This window comes from Microbacterium azadirachtae (assembly GCF_000956505.1).
Classification (GTDB): Bacteria; Actinomycetota; Actinomycetes; order Actinomycetales; family Microbacteriaceae; genus Microbacterium; species Microbacterium azadirachtae_A.
On record NZ_JYIX01000031.1, the window covers coordinates 1 to 17,958 of the forward strand.

The 17,958-nt window shown below is 71.1% G+C and carries 16 protein-coding genes; 7 read left to right on the forward strand and 9 right to left on the reverse strand.

Annotated features, from left to right (window positions below):
* Nucleotides 1-169 precede the first annotated feature (169 nt).
* The 5 genes from RS86_RS06415 to RS86_RS06435 all read right to left on the reverse strand — a co-directional run bounded on the left by RS86_RS06415 (nt 170) and on the right by RS86_RS06435 (nt 7,198).
* Nucleotides 170-976 (reverse strand): prolipoprotein diacylglyceryl transferase, encoded by an 807-nt coding sequence (locus RS86_RS06415; RefSeq protein WP_045271407.1) that lies wholly within the window; start codon nt 974-976, stop codon nt 170-172.
* Nucleotides 976-1,413, reverse strand: coding sequence for a hypothetical protein (locus RS86_RS06420; RefSeq protein WP_235281667.1), 438 nt, complete (start codon nt 1,411-1,413; stop codon nt 976-978). Before RS86_RS06420 ends, RS86_RS06415 begins: the two co-directional genes overlap by 1 nt.
* A gap of 3 nt (nt 1,414-1,416) precedes the next feature.
* Nucleotides 1,417-3,126 carry a radical SAM protein gene (locus RS86_RS06425; RefSeq protein ID WP_082076626.1) on the reverse strand — a complete coding sequence of 570 codons (1,710 nt, stop codon included), beginning with the start codon at nt 3,124-3,126 and terminating at the stop codon, nt 1,417-1,419.
* Nucleotides 3,127-3,269: 143 nt separating this feature from the next.
* Nucleotides 3,270-6,062 carry a hypothetical protein gene (locus RS86_RS06430; RefSeq protein ID WP_045271408.1) on the reverse strand — a complete coding sequence of 931 codons (2,793 nt, stop codon included), beginning with the start codon at nt 6,060-6,062 and terminating at the stop codon, nt 3,270-3,272.
* A 77-nt stretch (nt 6,063-6,139) separates the two neighbouring features.
* Complete coding sequence (locus RS86_RS06435; RefSeq protein ID WP_152642105.1) at nt 6,140-7,198, reverse strand: hypothetical protein; 1,059 nt, start codon at nt 7,196-7,198, stop codon at nt 6,140-6,142.
* A gap of 154 nt (nt 7,199-7,352) precedes the next feature.
* Between RS86_RS06435 and RS86_RS06440 the strand changes: the two genes are divergently transcribed.
* Nucleotides 7,353-8,693 carry an aminotransferase class V-fold PLP-dependent enzyme gene (locus RS86_RS06440; RefSeq protein ID WP_082076627.1) on the forward strand — a complete coding sequence of 447 codons (1,341 nt, stop codon included), beginning with the start codon at nt 7,353-7,355 and terminating at the stop codon, nt 8,691-8,693.
* Nucleotides 8,690-9,139, forward strand: a complete 450-nt coding sequence (gene sufU, locus RS86_RS06445; protein ID WP_045271410.1) for a Fe-S cluster assembly sulfur transfer protein SufU — start codon at nt 8,690-8,692, stop codon at nt 9,137-9,139. The genes RS86_RS06440 and sufU overlap by 4 nt, the downstream gene beginning before the upstream one ends.
* A 42-nt stretch (nt 9,140-9,181) precedes the next feature.
* On the opposite strand, the gene RS86_RS06450 is transcribed toward sufU, so the two are convergent.
* Both RS86_RS06450 and RS86_RS06455 read right to left on the reverse strand, forming a co-directional pair.
* The gene (locus RS86_RS06450; protein ID WP_152642106.1) at nt 9,182-9,604 is read right to left on the reverse strand and encodes a hypothetical protein; all 423 of its coding nucleotides are present in this window, start codon (nt 9,602-9,604) and stop codon (nt 9,182-9,184) included.
* 76 nt (nt 9,605-9,680) lie between these two features.
* Nucleotides 9,681-10,580 carry a LysR substrate-binding domain-containing protein gene (locus RS86_RS06455; protein ID WP_045271411.1) on the reverse strand — a complete coding sequence of 300 codons (900 nt, stop codon included), beginning with the start codon at nt 10,578-10,580 and terminating at the stop codon, nt 9,681-9,683.
* A 150-nt stretch (nt 10,581-10,730) separates the two neighbouring features.
* Between RS86_RS06455 and RS86_RS06460 the strand changes: the two genes are divergently transcribed.
* The 5 genes from RS86_RS06460 (at nt 10,731) to RS86_RS06480 (ending at nt 16,397) form a co-directional block, all read left to right on the forward strand.
* On the forward strand, nt 10,731-12,122 hold the full coding sequence (locus RS86_RS06460; RefSeq protein ID WP_045271412.1) for an MFS transporter: 1,392 nt from the start codon (nt 10,731-10,733) through the stop codon (nt 12,120-12,122).
* A gap of 40 nt (nt 12,123-12,162) precedes the next feature.
* Nucleotides 12,163-13,383: an FAD-dependent monooxygenase gene (locus RS86_RS06465; protein ID WP_045271413.1), complete on the forward strand. Its 1,221-nt coding sequence runs from the start codon at nt 12,163-12,165 to the stop codon at nt 13,381-13,383.
* Entirely contained in the window at nt 13,380-14,000 is a 621-nt protein-coding gene (locus tag RS86_RS06470; RefSeq protein WP_045271414.1) for an NADPH-dependent F420 reductase, read from the forward strand. Before RS86_RS06465 ends, RS86_RS06470 begins: the two co-directional genes overlap by 4 nt.
* Before the next feature lie 197 nt (nt 14,001-14,197).
* Entirely contained in the window at nt 14,198-15,229 is a 1,032-nt protein-coding gene (locus RS86_RS06475; RefSeq protein ID WP_045271415.1) for a pyridoxal-phosphate dependent enzyme, read from the forward strand.
* A 16-nt stretch (nt 15,230-15,245) separates the two neighbouring features.
* Complete coding sequence (locus RS86_RS06480; protein ID WP_045271416.1) at nt 15,246-16,397, forward strand: cystathionine gamma-synthase; 1,152 nt, start codon at nt 15,246-15,248, stop codon at nt 16,395-16,397.
* 106 nt (nt 16,398-16,503) lie between these two features.
* On the opposite strand, the gene RS86_RS20600 is transcribed toward RS86_RS06480, so the two are convergent.
* Both RS86_RS20600 and RS86_RS06490 read right to left on the reverse strand, forming a co-directional pair.
* On the reverse strand, nt 16,504-17,226 hold the full coding sequence (locus RS86_RS20600; protein WP_052680113.1) for a hypothetical protein: 723 nt from the start codon (nt 17,224-17,226) through the stop codon (nt 16,504-16,506).
* A 191-nt stretch (nt 17,227-17,417) separates the two neighbouring features.
* The gene (locus RS86_RS06490) at nt 17,418-17,939 is read right to left on the reverse strand and encodes an AAA family ATPase (RefSeq protein WP_045271417.1); all 522 of its coding nucleotides are present in this window, start codon (nt 17,937-17,939) and stop codon (nt 17,418-17,420) included.
* Nucleotides 17,940-17,958 lie beyond the last annotated feature (19 nt).

Below are 17,958 nucleotides of genomic sequence, written 5' to 3' on the forward strand. Positions count from 1 at the left end.
GGCGGCGGGTGCCACCGGACCCGGCGGAGGGACAGGTGCGGGGGTCAGAGGCGGTGCGAGCGGCGGCACCGGTGGTGCTGGCGGCTCGGGGGGACTCGGCGGTCCCGGCACCGCGGGCGGGTGCGCCGGCGGCGTCTGGGGCTGCTCCGGATCCGGTTCGGACGGGAGGTCAGGCGTGCTGTTCACTCGGGGTCCTCCTGGGGATGAGGGGGAAGGCGCCGCGTCGGGCCTTCCAGACGATGCGGGCGAGCAGGAGCGGGATGGTGACGATCAGGAAGAGCTGAGGGCGGGTCAGGCCGAGCCAGGCGATGTCGTTGCCGCGCACGAATTCGACGAAGAACCGGAAGATGCCGTAAGCGGCGATGTAGAGGGTGAGGGTCTCCCCGGCGGCGATGTCGCGGTGACGCAGCCAGAACCAGAGCAGGCAGAACGCGGCCGCATGGAACGCGATCTCGTACACGAAGCTCGGGTGCAGCGGCACTCCCGCCGGGGATCCGACCCGTGCGGCGGCGGCCGGATCCAGGACGATGCCCCAGCCCGCGCCGGTCGGGGTGCCCGGACGCTCGGTGAAGAGGCAGCCGAACCGGCCGATCGCCATCGCGATCGCCACGGCGGGGGCGAACAGGTCGCCGCTGCGGTCCCGGTATCCGACGATCTTCTTCGCGACGTGCACGCCGAGCCAGGCGCCGACCAGGGCGCTCAGGATCGACGCGTTGCCGTGCGTGAGCTGCGAGACGAGGTCCCGGTTCTTCGTGAGGTCGATGTGCTGCGCCCAGGTGCCGAGGCGGCTCAGGATCGCCGCGCCCACCAGAGCCCCGAGCACGAGATACGCGACCCGCGGATCCGTGACTCCCCGCCGGCGGCGTTCGATGAGGAACACGATCCCCGCCGCGCCGAGGCCCAGCGCGACGAAGAAGCCGTGCGTCTCGAGCGGCGGCGCCCACGGCCCGAGCAGATCCTGCAGCGTCGGGAACATCAGATCCGCCCGATCCAGAACATCACCCAGAACGGGGTCGCGACGGCGGCGAGCACCGCGAGCACGGAGAGGTACGCGAGCACGAGACGGGTGTCGCCGAGCTTGCACTTCGACCGCAGCAGCCCCTGGCGGCGGGCGCGGGCGTACCCGGCGATCGCGATGAGCGCGAAGCCCAGGACCGCGATCGGGCCGAGCAGGCACGCGATGAGCGCGACCGTCGTGAACACGCACAGCCGCAGCGGGTCGAAGGGCGGAGCGGGGGATCCGACCGCCTCGTCGTAGCGGTTCAGCCCGGACAGGTCGAGCGGGGCGGGGCCAGTGGCGTCGACTGCGCCGAGCTCCGTCGATTCGGGTGCGGCGGGGGCGGGGCGCGCGGGAATCGCCCTCTCCGGCTGAGCTCGGAACAGGTCGCGCTGCGCATCGCCCCCCGACGACATGGCTCAGCGCCCCACCGAGAGCGGAAGTCGCGCGCGATCGCCGGCGTCGACGCCGGCCTCGGAGCCCGCCGTGGCCGTGCGGGCCCCGGCGGATCCGGTCGCGGTCGAGATGCGCGTGCGGGAGAGCGGCGCCCAGGCCTGCACGGCGCAGAACGGAGCGCACTGATGCGCGGACGTCTGCTCGTTGACGGTCGCGACATGCACGCAGCACTGCGTGAGGCGCTCCTCGATCATCGTGTTGATATCCATGAAGGGCTTGACGGTGATGCGCTTGACACGCTCGCCGAGGAACTGGCGCAGTCGTTTGTGCTGACCGGGCAGCGCCGCGGTGGCGAGCTTCGTGAGCGTGCCGATGCCGAGGTCGCAGCCCGTGCAGATGTCCTTCCAGAGGGACCCGATCGACGGGTGCGACAGCGACGACTGCTCGCTGAGCAGGTCGAGCAGCGACTGCTTGACCGAGTCCTTGAGCTTCTGGTTGATGCCGCTGTCGGCGATCCTGTTCGCGATCAGGTCGGGGTTCAGATCGAGGAACTCCTTGAGCCTGTCGTGCCCGACGAGCTTGGTGAGCGAGTTCCAGGATCCTGAGTCGTCCTTGAGCAGGTAACCGACCGAACAGCAGTGCGGGTGGCTGCAGGGCAGTGCGGTGAGATCCTTCCAGGTGACCTCGCCGTCGGTCTGCGGCGCCAGCCGCGCCAGCACGCCGGTGTGCGTGAGGCGGTCGTGCGGGTCGATGCCCGCCGACCGGCCGGATCCGAACACGGGCTGGATCGTGACGCCGCCGACGTAGGGCGTCTCCATGGCCCGGCGGATCACGGCGCCGATCTCGCCGTCGTTGACGCCCAGGGCCGCGGTCATCGTGAGGGTCGTGAACACGCCTGCCTCGCTGAGGCGGGCGAGTGCGCGCTCCTTGAACCGGCGGATGTCCGCGCCGCGGTGGTACGCAGACGCCTCGGCGCTCTCGCCGTCGTACTGCAGGTACACCTCCACCCGCTCGCGGTGCTTCTTGAGCGTCGCGACGAGCGCGTCGTCCTGTGCGATGCGCAGGCCGTTCGAGTTCAGCAGGATGCGCACCACAGGGCGCGCCACGAGGTGCTCCAGCAGCTGCTCGAGCCACGGGTACAGGGTCGGCTCGCCGCCGGAGAGCATGAGCACGTCGATGCGGTTGTTCTCCCGCGCCAGCCGCGCGTCGACCGAGGCGAGCACCTCGGCGAGCGGGGCGATCGCGCTCGCCGCAGGGCTGGACTCCGCGAAGCACGTGGGACAGCGCAGGTTGCAGTGGTCGGTGAGGTCCTCCAGCAGGATGCAGGTGTGCTGCGTCTGCATCTCGGGAAGTCCGTCCTCGTAGGCCGAGGGCACCGGCTTGAAGTTGCCCGCGAGGTCGGGCTCGTGCACCTTGGTCGGCGCGGTCCACTGCTCGAGGTAGGTGAGGATCTCGGCCGACTCGTCGTACATCGTGCGCTGCAGCCCGTGCTCCGGGCATCCGCGCTCCAGCCAGACCCGATCGTCCCGCACGGCCAGCCAGCCGCTCAGGCGGCGGACATCCGCGAGCGGCCGATCCGGATCCTCTTCGTGGCACGTCGGGCAGAACGCGTTGACGTAGCGATGCACGCGGTAGTCGCGCAGGGGCTGGCCGGATCCGGCGGTCTTCGCGCGGGCGGGGGCTCCCGCCGCACCGGGGCCGAGGCCTGCCGGAGTCTCCACGGTGGGGGTCATGGGCTCACCCTAGCGGCCGAGTGGTGCGGCATCGGGGGAGTGATCGGGGCGTGTGGACAACCGGGTCCGGTGCTCGCGTTCGCGTGCGGGCAGCACGGGACGGAGGACCGCCCTCCGGGGAAGGCGACCCTCCGTCCTGTGGTTCAGCGACGCTCGAAGAACCTCGTCGCGGCGCCCGCGGCCAGCAGCAGCACGCCGGAGACGAGCAGGAACGGGTCGTAGAACCCGCTCTGCGCGAGCGTGCCCTGCTTGGCGGTCGAGGAAGCGCGCAGGGTGCGCACCGCCTCGTTCAGGCCGCGCGTCACGTGGGACACGACCTGGACTCCGCCGTTGCCGACGCCGGGAGTGGTTCCTCCGGTCCCGGGCGTGCTGGTTCCGGGAGTGCCGGTTCCGGTTCCGGGAACGGTGGGCAGACCCGGCAGGGAGCCGGTGACCCCTCCGAGGACGCCGCCGATCACGCCGGGAAGGGAACCGGTGACCCCTCCGATGACGCCGGTGAGCGCCGCCGGAAGAGCTCCGGTGACACCTCCGACGAGGCCGCCGATATTGCCGACGGGGAGCGACGGGAGACCCGGGAGGGTTCCGCCGTTGCCCGGGGTGCCGCCGGTGCCGGGTAGGCCCGGGATCGAGGGCAGACCGGGGACAGTAGGCAGACCCGGCAGGCTGCCGGTGATTCCGCCGAGGATGCCGCCGAGGTTCGGCAGGCCGGGCAGTGAACCGCCGTTACCGGGGGTGCCGGTGCCAGGGAGACCCGGAAGGGCTCCGCCGATGCCCGGGGTGCCGGGGTTGCCGGTACCGGGCAGGTTGCCGGTGATTCCGCCCAGGATCCCGCCGAGGTTCGGCAGGCCGGGGAGGGTTCCGCCGTTGCCCGTCCCCGGGAGGCCCGGGGCGGTGGGCAGGCCCGGCAGATTGCCGGTCAGGCCGCCGAGGATCCCGCCGAGGTTGGGCAGGCCGGGCAGCGAACCGCCGTTGCCGGGGTTACCCGTTCCCGGGAGACCCGGAACGGAGGGCAGGCCGGGCAGGTTGCCAGTCAGACCGCCAAGGATCCCGTCGAGGTTCGGCAGGCCGGGGAGGGTTCCGCCGTTGCCCGTTCCGGGGAGGCCCGGGGTGGTGGGCAGGCCCGGCAGGTTGTCGGTGATCCCGCTGAGGATCCCGCCGAGGTTCGGCAGACCCGGAAGGGTTCCGCCGGTTCCCGGGGTGCCGGGGTTACCCGTTCCAGGAAGGCCCGGGACGGTGGGCAGGCCGCCGGTGATTCCGCCGAGGTTCGGCAGGGTGACGGTGGCGTGGGGTGCGGTGGTGCCGGTGGTCGGAACCGCAGCGTCGACGTTCACATTGGTGTTGTCGGTGCCGATGCGGTCCGTGGTGGACACGCCCTTGGGGCCGGCGGTGAGGTCCCAGACGTCCTTGATTCCGAGGACGTTGAGGTTCTTTCCGACGTTGAGTCCGTCAGGGGTGGCGCCGGCGTGGACACTGCCCACTCCGGGGATCGGAATGGTGATCACGCCAGGCGTGCCGCCGGTGCCGGGAAGACCCGGAACCGAAGGCAGGCCCGGCAGGTTGCCGGTCAGACCGCCGAGGACTCCGCCGAGGTTCGGCAGACCGGGGAGGGTTCCGCCGTTGCCCGGGGTGCCGGTTCCCGGCAGGCCCGGAACCGAGGGCAGGCCCGGGAGGCCGCCGCTGATTCCGCCGAGGTTCGGCAGGGTGACGGTGGCGTGGGGTGCGGTGGTGCCGGTGGTCGGGACGGCCGCATCGACGTTGACGTTCGTGTTGTCGGTGCCGATGCGGTCGTTCGTCGCGATTCCGTGATGGCCGGCGGTGAGGTCCCAGACGTCCTTGATTCCGAGGACGTTCAGGTTCTTACCGACGTTGAGCCCGTCGGGGGTGGCGCCGGCGTGGACACTGCCCACTCCAGGAACCGGGACGGTGATCAGGCCAGGGGTACCAGGGGTGCCACCGCTGCCGGGAAGGCCGGGAACGGAAGGCAGACCGGGAAGGCTGCCGGTCAGACCGCCGAGGATCCCGCCGAGGTCACCGATGGGCAGTGAGGGCAGCCCCGGAATGGTTCCTCCTCCATTACCTCCGGGGGTGCCGCCGGTGCCCGGCAGTCCGGGCAGGGATCCGCCACCGGGAAGACCCGGGACGGTCGGAAGACCGCCGGCCACGTCGCCGAGCACCGGCAGGGTGACGGAGGCGTGTCCCGGCGTGGCACCGCCGGTGGGCAGCGCCGCATCGACGTAGACGTTCGTGGCGTCGGTGCCGATGCGATCTGTGGTGGACACGCCGTCAGGGCCGGCGGTCAGATCCCAGACGTCCTTCACTCCGAGGACGTCGAGGTTCTTTCCGACGTTGAGCCCATCCGGGGTGGCGCCCGCGTGAACGGTGCCGACCCCGGGGATCGGAACGGTGACCAAGCCGGGCGTGCCGTCGGTGCCGGGGAGACCCGGAACCGAGGGCAGACCCGCAACCGAGGGCAGACCGGGAACGGAAGGCAGACCGGGGAGGTCTCCGGTGATCCCGCCAACGGTGTCGGTGACGCCGCTGACGGCTTCTGCAGCTCCATCGGTCGCCGTGTCGGCGATCTGGCCGACGGTGGTCGAGACGTCGGGGAGGGTCGGCACCGAAGGCAGGCCCGGATCCGCGCCGCCGCCGGGAGGAACTGTTCCGGTCACGGTGCCGAGCGTGTCGCCGACGAGGTCGGAGACGTCCTGCGTGACCGCGGGGAGGCCGCCGGTCCCGCCGGCGCTGCCGCCCTGCGACGGGTCGCAGGGGCCAGTGAGCAGATTCGTGACTGTCGTGAGAGCGCTCTTGACGACGTCGCAGCCGCAGTCGGCGCCACTGGGTGGCCCCTCTGCGGCGTTGGCCGCTGTCGCGCCGGCGAGAGTGATCCCGCCCGCGAGGAGCGTGCCCCAAAGGGCGCGCTTGACGATGCGATTCATGGTCTCTTTCCTTCTGATCTGGGGATTGCGCGCATGCGCGATGACACGTGCCGTCCTGGGGGACGGCCGTGCCCCGATCAGTCGGGAGAGGAGTCGTGATCTGCGACGGGGGAGGCCGGCAGGCGATCGTCGCCCGCCGATCCGGAACGGACGGCCAGCAGGCCGGCGCTCGACGACGTCGATGAGACGGTGCCGAACAGTCGCACATCGCCCGCGCTGCCGCCCGAGGCGGAGCCGGTGCCGGGCATTCCGAGCTGGGTGACCGGGGAACCCGACGGTCGCTGCGCGGGCGCACCGGGTGCTGCCACCGAGGGCGCAGAGACCCCAGCCGCACCGATGGCCTCGTTTACCGCGGGCAACGCGCTCTGCGCGTCGTCCTGGGTCGATGCGGGCGCGACGGCGGCCGGCGATGCCACGGGGGTCGGTTCAGGCAGGCCACGGACTTCCGGAACGGCGGGACGCCCGCCGGAAGTTGTCGTCGTCGGCGGGATCACACCGCCGGTCGCACCGCGCACCGTCTCGGTGACGGTACCGACGGTGTCGTCGAGCGAGACGGCGATCCGAGGAAGCGCGGCGGTCACGGTGTCGAGCGTCGCGGGCACGCGGCGCAGCAGCGCATCGACGGGTGCGAGCACGGGACTCAGCGCCGGAGCGACGGTGTCCGTGGTGGTCGTGACGACATCGATCGCGGCGCCGGCGGTCTGGCTCACGCCCTGCACGATCGGGGCGATCGCACCCACGAGCGGGGCGGTCAGCGGGCTGGTGGACTCGTCGGTGCCGAGGGCGGGCGGGGTCGCAGGGACGGCGGGAGCGACGGCCGCGGGGGCCTCAGCAGCAGGTGCGGGGGTGGGTGCGTCGACGGCGGCCGGTGCCGGGAGCACCTCGGCGACGGTGGCTTGCACCGCCGCGAGCGTGCTCCGCACGGTGACCGGCGCCTCGGTGATCGAGCTCTGCACCGCACCGACGGTGCTTTGCAGCGTGCCGAGGATGCTCGGCGGGGACGGCGGGACGGTCTCGGCGGCCTGGGCGGATCCGGATCCGAAGGCGATCGACAGCGCCACCCAGCCGAGGGCGAGGACCCCGCCCGCGACCGCACCGGGGATGAATCCCCGTAGCGACCGCGCACGTTCCCGCATGAATACCCCCCGATATACCGGCTTACCGCACAAGCTATGCCCCGGCGGTGGATCTGTCCAGAGCCGCGTGCGGTTGTTTCACATCGCTTCACCGGTCCCGGCCTGCTTTGCAGGGACGCGGCCAGCGCACCCCGCACTGACGTAGCGTTGATACGTGAGTTCTCCTGCCCTAGATGTGGCCGCCGTCCGCGCCGACTTCCCCCTGCTCGCCGAATCCGTGAACGGGGCTCCACTGGCGTACCTCGACTCCGCGGCGACGAGTCAGAAGCCCCGCGTCGTGCTGGACGCCGAGCGCGACTTCCTGGAGCGCTCGAACGCCGCCGTGCACCGCGGTGCGCACACGCTCGCGGCCGAGGCGACCGAGCTCTACGAAGACGCCCGCGCCGCCGTCGCCGGATTCGTGGGCGCGGACGCCGACGACCTGGTGTGGACGCACGGCGCCACCGAGGGACTGAACCTCGTCGCCTACGCGATCGGCAACGCCACAGCCGGACGAGGGCTGCCGGAGAGCGCCCGCTTCGCCCTGCAGCCGGGGGACGAGCTCGTCGTCACCGAGGCGGAGCACCACGCGAACATCGTGCCGTGGCAGGAGCTCGCGGCTCGTACGGGCGCCGTCCTGCGCGTGATCCGGATCCGCGATGACGGTTCCCTCGACCTCGACCACGCGGCGGAGGTCATCGGATCCCGCACGCGCGTCGTCGCGTTCACGCACGTCTCCAACGTGCTCGGCATCGTCAACCCGGTCGCGGAGATCGTCGCCCTTGCGCAGCCCGTCGGCGCGCTCACCGTGCTCGACGCGTGCCAGTCCGCGCCGCACGTTCCGCTCGACCTGCCCGGCCTCGGCGTCGATCTCGCGGTCTTCTCCGGCCACAAGATGCAGGGTCCCTACGGGATCGGCGGGCTGTACGGGCGTCGCGAGGTGCTCCAGGCGCTGCCGCCGTTCCTCACGGGCGGGTCGATGATCACCCGCGTCACGTTCGAGCGCACCGAGTTCCTGCCACCGCCGCAGCGCTTCGAGGCCGGCACGCAGCCGGTGTCGCAGGCGATCGCGCTCGCCGCCGCCGTGCGGTACCTCGACGGTCTCGGCATGGACGCGGTGCACGCGCACGAGAAGGAACTGGAACGTCGTCTGCGCACGGGGCTCGGCGCGATCGACGGCGTGCGCCTGCTCGGCGCCGCAGACGGTGCGGAGCGGGTGGCCCTGCAGTCCTTCGTGGTCGACGGGGTGCACGCTCACGATGTCGGCCAGTTCCTCGACTCCCGCGGCGTCGCCGTGCGCGTCGGGCACCACTGCGCCGCGCCCGTGCACGCGCGCCTCGGCGTGACCGCGTCGGTGCGCGCCTCGGCCGCGCTGTACAACACGGCGGACGAGGTGGACCGGATGCTCGACGCTGTCTCCGGGGTGCGGGCGTTCTTCGGCGTCTCCGGATCCGCCGAGGATCAGGAGGTGCATCACGCGTGCGATGCACTGAGCGACCGGAGGGAGTCGAAGTGAGCGGCCTCGAGGACCTGTACCAGGAGCTCATCCTGGACCACTCCAAGCGCCCTCACGGCAAGGGGCTGCTCGGCGCCGGGGACGACCCGCACACGGCCGAGTCGCACCAGCGCAACCCGATCTGCGGCGACGACATCACCCTGCGCGCCCGCGTCTCCGACGATGGCGAGCGCATCACGGAGGTGAGCTGGGAGGGATCCGGCTGCTCGATCTCACAGGCGTCCGCCTCGATGCTCACCGAGCTCGTGATCGGCCACTCGCGGGCGGAGGCGGCGGAGCTCATCGACGGGTTCCGCGAGGCGCTGCGCTCCCGCGGCGCGATCGAGCTCGATGAGGACGTGTACGGCGACGCGGCCGCCCTGACCGGCGTCTCCCGCTACGTCGCCCGCGTCAAGTGCGCGATGCTTGGCTGGGTCGCCCTCGAGGACGCGCTTCTCCGCGCCTGAGCGAGCTTCGCCCTCGTGCGGCGTTTCGCCTGCATTGCGCTTCTATCCCTGGAGCAACACCCGGGGCGCGGCGTCCTCCAGGCCGTTCCTGAGTTCGACGCGGGTCCATGCGACGGGGGCAGCCGCAAACACCGGCTCCAGCGCCCGCCACATGGCCTCGGCATCGTCGCCGACGAAGTAGAGCTCATAGCTGTGGGCGCCCACTTCGTTGCCGTCGATCCCGCCCGCACCTGCCTCAGCGAGTGCGTCGTCGGCGGCCAGCTCGGTCTCCAGGAGCTGATCCATGAGGTTGCTGTCGAACTCGGATTCACGGTCCTCGAACATCACGACCACCCATGCGTCCCCGCCCTCGATCTTCTCCTCTGCCACTGTCGGTGCGGAGGAAGGCGAGCACGCGCTCAGAATCCAAGCCAGAGCAAGGAGCGCGAGGGCGGTCGCGAACGTGGGCAGGCGGCGGGGCGGCACGGAGAGAGCGTATCGAAGGCAGCTTCCTCTCCGCGCCTGAGGCGGTACCTGCTTCGAAGCCAGAACGAGGTCCCCGTCAGGCCCCGAACTTCTCCACGGCGAAGTCGAGGAGGGCCGAGGCGCGGGGGGTGAGGTTCATGTCGGCGGGCCAGATCCCCACCACGTGTGAGCGCGTCACGGGCGGGTCGAGGGGCCGGATGACGACCGGGCGGCCCTCGGTGCTCATCGGGATGACGTTCGGTCGCGACATGAGCAGCCCGTAGCCCAGCCCGCGGCCCACGAGCGCCTCGACGAGACTGATCTGCGTGACCCGGGCCTCGATGCGGGGCTCGAGCCCGCGGGCGGTGAAGGCGTCCGTCACGTTGCGGATGCTCGGGGCCGCGTCGTAGAGGATGCAGGGCTGGTCGGCGAGATCCGCCAGGTCCACCGCGTCGGCATTCGTCAGCGGATGGTCGGGAGGCAGATGGACCTCGAGCTCGGTTGCGTAGATCTTGCGGCGGCGATATCCGACCGGCAGGGACACGTCGAACACGAGGGCGACGTCGAGGCGGCCGGCCTCGAGCGCGGAGAGCAGTTCCTCGTTCGTTCCCACCATGATCTCCAGACGCACGCCGGGGTGCCGCTTCGGAAAGCCCTCGAGGAGCTCGGGGACCAGGTTCGTGGCGAAGCTCGCATAGCAGCCGAGCTTCACCGGCCCCCGCAGCTCCTCGCCTCGACCGGCACGCAGGACGAGCTCCTGGGTGTCGGCGATGATCCTGCGGGCGTGCTCGGCGAACTCCTGGCCCGTCGGCGTCAGCGTGAGGCCGCGCGCCTTGCGACGGACGCACAACTGCTCGCCCACGGCCTTCTCGAGGCCCGTGATGGCCTGAGAGAGCGCGGACTCCGAGATGTGCAGATGGGCGGCGGCGGCGCTCAGCGTCGTGAAGTTCGGCAGGGCGGCGAACAGCTCCAGCTGCCTCAGGCTCACATCGGCCACGGCCGTCCTCCTCGCTCGGATTCTTAAGTTCACTCGAACTATATCCACGCATAACTGCGATTTACACGCAGACGGAGGTGACCCACGATGAGAGGACCCGCTTCCCGAACCCTCCTCCACGGAGGGAGAACAATGACGTTAGGGACAACCATGACCTCCGCCCTTGCCCCCGGCGATCGCGCCTCTCAGCGACGGATCGCCTTCGCCACGATCATCGGCACCACCATCGAGTGGTACGACTTCTTCATCTACGCCACGAGCGCAGGGCTCGTGTTCGCGCAGCTCTTCTTCCAGCCCGCGGGCAAGGAGATCGCGCTCCTGCTGTCCTTCGCCACGGTCGGCATCTCCTTCCTCTTCCGTCCGCTCGGCGCGTTCCTCGCCGGGCACTTCGGCGATGTCATCGGACGGCGGGCGATGCTCGTCGTCACGCTCGTCCTCATGGGCGCGGCGACCACCCTCATCGGCGCGCTGCCGACGTTCGCCCAGATCGGCATCGCGGCGCCGATCTGCCTGCTCCTGCTCCGCATCCTGCAGGGTCTCTCCGCCGGGGGCGAGTGGGGAGGCGCGGTCCTGATGGCCGTCGAGCACGCCCCGGCGCACCGCCGCGGCCGCGCAGGCTCCTGGCCTCAGCTCGGCGTGCCGCTCGGCTTCCTGCTCGCCTCGGGTATGACCGCGCTCATGACCGGAGTGATCTCTCCCGGAGCGGCGTATCTGCAGTGGGGCTGGCGCGTGCCGTTCCTGGCGAGCGTGATCCTCATCGTGGTCGGCTTCGTGATCCGCCGCTCGGTCGAGGAGAGCCCCGTGTTCGCGGAGATCGCGAAGCGCGGGAAGCAGGCGAGCCTCCCGATCGTGACGCTGTTCAAGCGCTACTGGCACCTGGTGATCCTCGCGGCCCTCGTGTTCGTGGGCAACGGCGCGCTCGGCTACATGACCACGGGCGGATTCCTCAACAGCTACGCGATCAACGTGCAGAGCATCGACACCACGGCGGTCCTGATCGCCGCGGTCTTCGCCGCCGCCGTCTGGTTCTTCTCCACGCTCCTCGCGGGCTATCTGGCCGACGCGATCGGCCGGCGCAACACGTTCCTCATCGGATTCGCGCTGCAGGCCGTGATCGTCTTCCCGATCTTCTGGCTCGTCGACGCCGGAGGGCTGCCGGGTCTCTACGCCGCGCTGCTGCTGATCTCGACCGGTCTCGGTCTCACCTACGGGCCGCTGGCCGCCTGGTACGCGGAGATCTTCCCGGCCTCGATCCGCTTCTCCGGGGTGTCGATCACCTACGCGCTCGGCGCGGTGCTGGGTGGAGCGTTCGCCCCGATGATCGCGCAGATGCTGCTGGGCGCCACCGGCACCACGGCCGCCGTCTCGGCCTACCTGCTCTTCGCCACCCTTCTGGGAGCGGGGGCGACCCTGTGCCTGCGCGACCGCAGCGGCATCCCCCTCGGCCCCGACCACGAAGCCGAGCAGGCGAGCGGCGCCACGATGTTCACCCCGCGGGAGGCCGCCGGGGCACCGGTCGGGGAGCTCGCCGGGAAGCGCTGACGCCGCCCACGTTTCTGCACACGTCTATCAAGGAGAAGAAATGGTCAGTCACGCCACCAGGATCGGGATCATCGGCGGGGGGATGGGCGGCCTCACGGCCGCGATCGCGCTGACGCGGATCGCCGGGGTCCAGGTCACCGTGTTCGAGCAGGCCGGTGCGCTGGGCGAGGTGGGGGCGGGCGTCACGGTCGCGCCGAACGCCTCCCGCGTCCTCGACAGACTCGGCGTGCTCGACCGGATCAAGAGTGCAGGAGCGGTCCCGGACGGGCACGGCGTCTACCTGGATGCCATGGGCCGCATGGTCACCGACGCGGCATGGGAGGACTCGGCGAAGCGGTACCGCAACATCGGGATGTACCGGCCGGACCTCATCGACGCCCTCGCGCAGGCGATCGATCCGGAGACCATTCGCCTCGGCCATCGCCTGAGCGCGGTGGAGACGGTGGACTCCGGCGTCCGCGTGACGTTCGAGAACGGTGCGGAGGACGTCTTCGACGCCGTCGTCGGCGCGGACGGGATCCACTCCGTCGTCCGCAACGCCGTCGGGCAGTTCCCCGAGCCGGTCTACTCCGGGTACCTCGTCTATCGCGGCGTCGTCGATGCGTCCCTTCTGCCCGCGGACTGGCCCATGATCAGCCAGGTCTGGATGGGCGACAGCCGGCACTTCATGTGCTATCCGCTGCAGCAGCGGAAGCTGATCAACTTCGTCGCAGGGATCCCGAGCGACCGGCCGCTGCACGGGTCGTGGTCGGGGCCTGCGGAGGTCGAGGAGCTCGCGGCGGAGTTCGCCGGCGACGGATGGGACCCGAAGCTCCAGCAGTTCATCGGGCTCATCGACCGGACGTTCTGGTGGGGTCTCTTCGACCACGAGCCGCTCACCAACTGGTCCCGAGGAGCCATCACGCTGCTCGGCGACGCGGCGCACACGATGCTGCCCCACCAGGGGCAGGGCGTGAGCCAGGCGATCGAGGACAGCATGGCGCTCGCGACGTTCCTCGCCGCCGCGGAGGAGGCCTCCGACATCCCCGAGGCGTTCCGCCGCTATGCCGCGGTCCGCATGCAGCGCACGGCGATCCTGCAGAGCGGATCGCGCAGGGCGGGCGCCATGTTCGATGCGCAGGACGAGTTCGCGGATCTCGCGAAGCGCGACGCTGACATCCGCGTCGGCCGGGACTTCCGCCGGAGCGCGGTGTTCGACTACGACGCGCACAAGGTGGCAGAACAAGCACTCACCCGATTCCGGAAGGTCCAGTTCGCATGACTTCGATCAGCATCATCGGCAGCGGGAAGATGGGCGCGGCGATCGCGGAGGTCGCCTCCCGTGCGGGCGCGGACATCCAGATCCTCAAGCGCAGCGCGACGAGCACGTCTGCCGCGCGTCCCGGCTTCGAGTACGGCGTCATCGGCGACGAGCTCACCGGGGATCTCGTCGTGTTCGCCGTCCCTTCCGGCGCGTACCCGAGCATCCTCGAGCACTACCGGGACCGACTCGGCGGCAGGGTCGTCATCGACATCAGCAACCCGATCGACTTCTCCACGTACGACGCGCTGACGTCCCCGCCGGACTCCTCGACCGCGGCGGAGCTCGCCAGGGCGCTCCCCGAAGGGGCTTCCGTCGTCAAGGCGTTCAACGTCAACCTCGGCGACACCCTTACGTCCGGCACGAACGGCACGACACGCACGACCGTCCTGTTCGCCGGAGACTATGCCGACGCGAAGACGGCCGTCGCGTCGCTGATCGAGGCGGCGGGGATGCGCGCGGTCGACGTCGGCCCGCTGACCCGCGCGAGGGAGCTCGAGGCGATGGGCTTCCTCCAGATCATCATGGCGGCCCTCGGCAAGACCCGCTACGAGTCCGGTTTCACCCTCCTGGAGTGATCCTGACGCCCGGTTCGAAGCGCGCGAATGACCCGATTCCGGGTCCGGATCGAGCCATTTGCGCGCTTCGAAGCCAGGGTGTTAGGTTGACACCGTGGCCCTGACCTGTCGTTGTTGTCTCTGAGCGCGATCCGCGCTCCTTCGACGACCACAGACAGCCCGCGCGCTCCGCGCGATCACCGTTCAGGACACTTCTCGTGCGCTATGCCAGCCACGTCGCCGATCTCGTCGGCGCGACGCCCCTCGTCCGTCTCTCCTCCGTCATCGGCGCGACCGCCGACCGCGGGCCGATCCGCGCGACCGTGCTCGCCAAGGTCGAGTACTTCAACCCCGGCGGATCCGCGAAGGACCGCATCGCCCGGTCCATCGTCGACGCGGCCGAGCGCGATGGGCTGCTCCGAGCCGGCGGCACGATTGTCGAGGCCACGAGCGGCAATACCGGCGTCGGCCTGGCGCTGATCGCGCTGCAGCGCGGTTATCGCATGGTGTTCGTCGTGCCGGACAAGTTCGACGGCCCCAAGGTCGCCACGCTCCGGGCCTACGGCGCCGAGGTGGTCGTCACGCCGACCTCCGTGCCCCCGGAGCACCCCGAGTCGTACTACTCCGTCGCCGCCCGGCTCGCCCGCGAGATCCCCGGGGCCTTCAACCCGAACCAGTTCGCCAACCAGAACGGGCCGCGCGGGCACTACGAATCCACCGGCCCCGAGGTCTGGGCAGACACCGACGGCCGGGTCACGCACTTCGTCGCGGGCATCGGCACCGGCGGCACGATCAGCGGCACCGGGCGCCACCTCAAGGAGGTCAGCGAGGGCCGGGTGCGGGTGATCGGTGCGGATCCGGAGGGATCCATCTACTCCGGCGGTGAGATCCACTCCTACCTCGTCGAGGGCGTGGGTGAGGACTTCCTGCCGTCCACGTTCGATCCCGCCGTGGTCGACGGCTACGAGCGGATCTCCGACGCGGAGTCGTTCGCGATGACCCGTCGGCTCGCCCGCGAAGAGGGGCTGCTCGTCGGCGGCTCCAGCGGCATGGCCGTGGTGGCCGCGCTCCGCGTCGCCGAGGGGCTGGGGGAGGGCGACGTGGTGGTCGTGCTGCTGCCCGACCACGGCCGCGGATACCTGGACAAGCTCTACGACGACGGCTGGATGACCGCGCACGGCTTCGACGTGCCGGGCGCCGCATCCGCAACGACCGACCAGGCCGGCCCTGCGGCCGGCGCGAACGACTGACCCGGAGGATCCGACCATGACCATCGAGACCGACAAGACCGCCACCGTCGCGATCCACGCGGGCCAGGCCGCCGACCCGTACACGGGGGCGGTGATCCCGCCGCTGCACCTGTCCACGACGTTCGTGCAGGACGGGATCGGCGGACTCCGCCAAGGCTACGAGTACGGCCGCAGCGGCAACCCGACCCGGGATGCTCTGCAGGCGCAGCTCGCCGCGCTCGAGGGCGGCACGCACGCCTACTCCTTCGCCTCCGGCCTCGCCGCGGAGGACACCCTGCTGCGCGCGATCCTGCAGCCCGGCGACCACGTGCTGCTCGGCAACGACGTCTACGGCGGCACGTTCCGGCTCATCTCGCGGGTGCTCGGCGCCTGGGGCGTGACCGTGCAGGTGGTCGACATGAGCGACACCGACGCGGTGCGGACCGCGGTGGCCGCCCAGGCGCCGCGCGTGCTGTGGGTCGAGACGCCCTCGAACCCGCTGCTGCGCATCTCGGACATCGCCGCGCTCGCCGCGATCGGGCACGAGGCCGGGTCCGTGGTCGTGGTCGACAACACCTTCGCCACCCCCGCGCTCCAGCGTCCGCTCGAACTCGGCGCCGACGTGGTCGTGCACTCCACCACGAAGTACCTGGGCGGGCACTCCGACGTCGTCGGCGGAGCCGTGGTGCTGCGCGACGACGCCCTCGCGGAGAAGATCGGCTTCCTGCAGTTCGCGGTCGGGGCCGTGTCCGGCCCGTTCGACGCCTGGCTCACCACCCGCGGCATCAAGACGCTGCCGGTGCGGATGCGCCAGCACAACGAGAACGCGCAGGCCGTGGCCGAGTTCCTGGACGGGCATCCCGGCGTCGCCCGCGTCTACTACCCTGCGCTGCCGTCGCACCCGGGGCACGAGCTCGCGGCGCGGCAGATGTCGGGCTTCGGGGGCATCGTCTCGGTCGCGCTGGAATCCGGCGAGGCCGCCCGGCGCTTCGCCGAGTCGACGCACGTGTTCCAGCTCGCCGAGTCGCTCGGCGGCGTGGAGTCCCTCGTCAACTACCCCGACGCGATGACGCACGCCTCCGTGCGGGGCACCGAGGCGGCCGTGCCCGTCGAGGTCGTCCGCCTCTCGGTCGGTCTGGAGGACATCGCGGACCTGCTCGCCGATCTGGAGCAGGCGCTGCGGGCCTGACGCGCGGGCCCGGATCCGGACGGCATCCGCGAGACACCGGATCCTGCACGAGACACCACGGCACACGTGGTTTCTCGCGCGGATCCAGGTGTCTCGCGAGCCTCGATCAGAGGCAGCGCGCGGCGCGCGCGATCCCGTCGTCTCCGGCGAAGTCGCCGATCGACGTGACGTCGTCGAACGTGGACAGTGCGAGCGCCGTGTCGTCGACCGCGTAGAGGTGATCCTCGAACGTCGCGCTGTGCGGTGACAGGGCGGTGTAGAGGACGGCTATCCGGCCATCCTCCAGGTCGACGGCGATGTAGTAGCCGCCGGAGCCCGAGGACCGGGCCGCGGCGAGCTCGTCCACACCGAGTCCGCCGAAGCCGGCCGCGATGATGTCGTCGAGCCTGGGATGCACGACGACGCACTGCGCGGCGATGCCGGCGGGGGAGGCGGCGCGGCGGGCGTCGTCGAGGAAGTCCTTCCGGTCGGCGGGGTCGTCGATCCCGTCGAGATCGTCGCGTCCGACACCCAGCCGCTTCAGATCGTCGTCGTCCGGATCCGTGTCGTCGTCCGGATCCGCGTCGTCGTCCGGATCCGTGTCGTCGTCCGGATCCGTGTCGTCATCGGCGTCCGCGCCACCCTCGTCGTCCGGATCGTCGTCGTCATCGTCCGCGGGGGCGCCGGCGGACGAGGTCGGAGTGGGATGCGATGACGGATGGGCGCCGGAGCTCGACGGCGCCCCTGCGTGCGCGCCGGTCGTCGATGCGCAGCCGCTGAGCAGCAGCGCGAAGCCCGCTGTCAGAGCGAGCGCGAGGCCCGTCAGGGTCGGTGGTCCGGATGCCCGCATGTGATCTCCCCTGGATTCGCGAGTGCGATGCCGTTCGCCGGGTGTGCGTTCTCGGTCTCGACGGAGAACTCGGCGAAGGATCGCGATCAGGATACGGATCGGCGGCGGAACGGCCGGGTTCGCCTACGGGCATCCCCGCAGGCGCGAGCCCGTGCTCCCGCGGGGTCGGGTCGCAGCCTGCGACCGGAGGATCAGCCGGAGACGGCGCTTCGCAGCGCTGCCAGGCGGGTCACCGGGTCGCCCGACAGCTCCAGGATCCGGGCTGTGCCGGTGAGGTCGGGATCGTCCGCGAGGTCGAGCAGCGCGTCGGCCGTCGCGTCGCGGAGCTCCGGATCCTCCTCATCAGGCACCGCGATGCCGTCCGGCGCGAGCAGCACCAGCAGATCGACCTGCGCCATCGCCCGGGCGGCGAGGGGCGCCTCACGGCGAACCAGCTCCGCAGCGGCCCCGGAGCGGCCGAGCTCGTCGATCGCCGCGAGGTAGGCGAGGAAGTCGAGCGGGCCGCGTTCGGCGATCACGGCGCGCGGCAGCGCGGGATCGAGGAGACGCTCCGCGCTGAACCGCAGCTGGGCGACGAAGGATCCGGATCCGGGGCCGTCGTCCACGAGATCGAACGGATCGGGCAGCACGGCGAACTCGGGATGGGCGAGAGCGAAGTCCGAGATCAGGGTGCTCTTGCCGGTCGCGTGCGTGCCGGAGACGACGATGCGCATGGTCGGATTCTACGGATCC